This is a genomic window from Mesorhizobium sp. B2-3-10, from assembly GCF_006442275.1.
In the GTDB taxonomy this organism is placed as follows: domain Bacteria; phylum Pseudomonadota; class Alphaproteobacteria; order Rhizobiales; family Rhizobiaceae; genus Mesorhizobium; species Mesorhizobium australicum.
In genome coordinates, this window is the sequence record NZ_VFVT01000001.1 from 1,245,001 (window position 1) to 1,247,500 (window position 2,500).

General features: G+C 53.5%; 1 rRNA gene (cut by a window edge). It reads left to right on the forward strand.

The features are described from left to right. Positions 1-2,442, forward strand: a 23S ribosomal RNA gene (locus FJ943_RS06280); it begins 390 nt to the left of the window's first position. Positions 2,443-2,500: the final 58 nt, after the last annotated feature.

The window sequence follows — 2,500 nt, forward strand, 5'->3', positions numbered from 1 at the left end:
TAGTGGGTGACAGCCCCGTACGCGTAATGCAATCAATCGTCCTCGAGTAAGGCGGGACACGTGAAATCCTGTCTGAAATTGGGGGGACCACCCTCCAAGCCTAAGTACTCGTGCATGACCGATAGCGAACTAGTACCGTGAGGGAAAGGTGAAAAGCACCCCGACAAGGGGAGTGAAAGAGTACCTGAAACCGGTTGCCTACAAACAGTGGAAGCCCAAGGTTCGTCCTGGGTGACCACGTACCTTTTGTATAATGGGTCAGCGACTTAGTGTGACGAGCAAGCTTAAACCGCTAGGTGTAGGCGCAGCGAAAGCGAGTCTGAACAGGGCGTTCAGTTCGTCGCATTAGACCCGAAACCGAGTGATCTAGCCATGAGCAGGTTGAAGGTAAGGTAACACTTACTGGAGGACCGAACCCATAACTGTTGCAATAGTTCGGGATGACTTGTGGCTAGGGGTGAAAGGCCAATCAAACTCGGAAATAGCTGGTTCTCCGCGAAATCTATTTAGGTAGAGCGTCGACCGAATACCCCAGGGGGTAGAGCACTGGATGGGCTAGGGGTCCTCACCGGATTACCAAACCTAACCAAACTCCGAATACCTGGGAGTACTAGTCGGCAGACACACGGCGGGTGCTAACGTCCGTCGTGAAAAGGGAAACAACCCTGACCTACAGCTAAGGTCCCCAAGTTATGGCTAAGTGGGAAAGGATGTGAGGATCCCAAAACAACCAGGATGTTGGCTTAGAAGCAGCCATCATTTAAAGAAAGCGTAACAGCTCACTGGTCTAAATAAGGGTCTTTGCGCCGAAAATGTAACGGGGCTAAAGCCATACACCGAAGCTTAGGGTTTGGTCCGCAAGGGCCAAGCGGTAGCGGAGCGTTCTGTAAGCTGACGAAGCCATACCCGTGAGGGGTGGTGGAGGTATCAGAAGTGCGAATGCTGACATGAGTAACGTAAGGGGAGTGAGAGACTCCCCCGCCGAAAGACCAAGGGTTCCTGCTTAAAGCTAATCTGAGCAGGGTTAGCCGGCCCCTAAGACGAGGCGGAAACGCGTAGTCGATGGGAACCACGTTAATATTCGTGGGCTTGGAGGTAGTGACGGATCATTGAGGTAGTCCAATCTTATCGGATTGAACGGGCTGCTGCGTGGTTCCAGGAAATAGCTCCTCCTTATAAACCGTACCCGAAACCGACACTGGTGGTCTGGTAGAGTATACCAAGGCGCTTGAGAGAACTATGCTGAAGGAACTCGGCAAATTGCACGCGTAACTTCGGAAGAAGCGTGACCCTTTTCCACGCAAGTGGAGGAGGGTGGCACAGACCAGGGGGTAGCGACTGTTTATCAAAAACACAGGGCTCTGCGAAGTCGCAAGACGACGTATAGGGTCTGACGCCTGCCCGGTGCTGGAAGGTTAAGAGGAGGGGTGCAAGCTCTGAATCGAAGCCCCAGTAAACGGCGGCCGTAACTATAACGGTCCTAAGGTAGCGAAATTCCTTGTCGGGTAAGTTCCGACCTGCACGAATGGCGTAACGACTTCCCCGCTGTCTCCAGCATAGACTCAGTGAAATTGAATTCCCCGTGAAGATGCGGGGTTCCTGCGGTTAGACGGAAAGACCCCGTGCACCTTTACTATAGCTTTACATTGGCATTCGTAGTGGCATGTGTAGGATAGGTGGTAGGCTTTGAAACCTGGGCGCCAGCTCAGGTGGAGCCACCCTTGAAATACCACCCTTATCACTATGGATGTCTAACCGCGGCCCGTTATCCGGGTCCGGGACAATGTATGGTGGGTAGTTTGACTGGGGCGGTCGCCTCCTAAAGAGTAACGGAGGCGCGCGATGGTGGGCTCAGAACGGTCGGAAATCGTTCGCTGAGTGCAATGGCATAAGCCTGCCTGACTGCGAGACTGACAAGTCGAGCAGAGACGAAAGTCGGTCATAGTGATCCGGTGGTCCCGCGTGGAAGGGCCATCGCTCAACGGATAAAAGGTACGCCGGGGATAACAGGCTGATGACCCCCAAGAGTCCATATCGACGGGGTTGTTTGGCACCTCGATGTCGACTCATCGCATCCTGGGGCTGGAGCAGGTCCCAAGGGTATGGCTGTTCGCCATTTAAAGCGGTACGTGAGTTGGGTTCAGAACGTCGTGAGACAGTTCGGTCCCTATCTGCCGTGGGTGTAGGAATATTGAAAGGATCTGTCCCTAGTACGAGAGGACCGGGATGGACGGATCTCTGGTGGACCTGTTGTGGCGCCAGCCGCATAGCAGGGTAGCTATATCCGGACGGGATAACCGCTGAAGGCATCTAAGCGGGAAACCCACCTTAAAACGAGTATTCCCTGAGAACCGTGGAAGACGACCACGTTGATAGGCCGGGTGTGGAAGAGCGGCAACGCTTGAAGCTTACCGGTACTAATAGTTCGATCGGCTTGATCGTTCTCATTCCTAATACCCATTTGATGAAGTCAAATGGTCTGACCAGCGCTCACGCATGA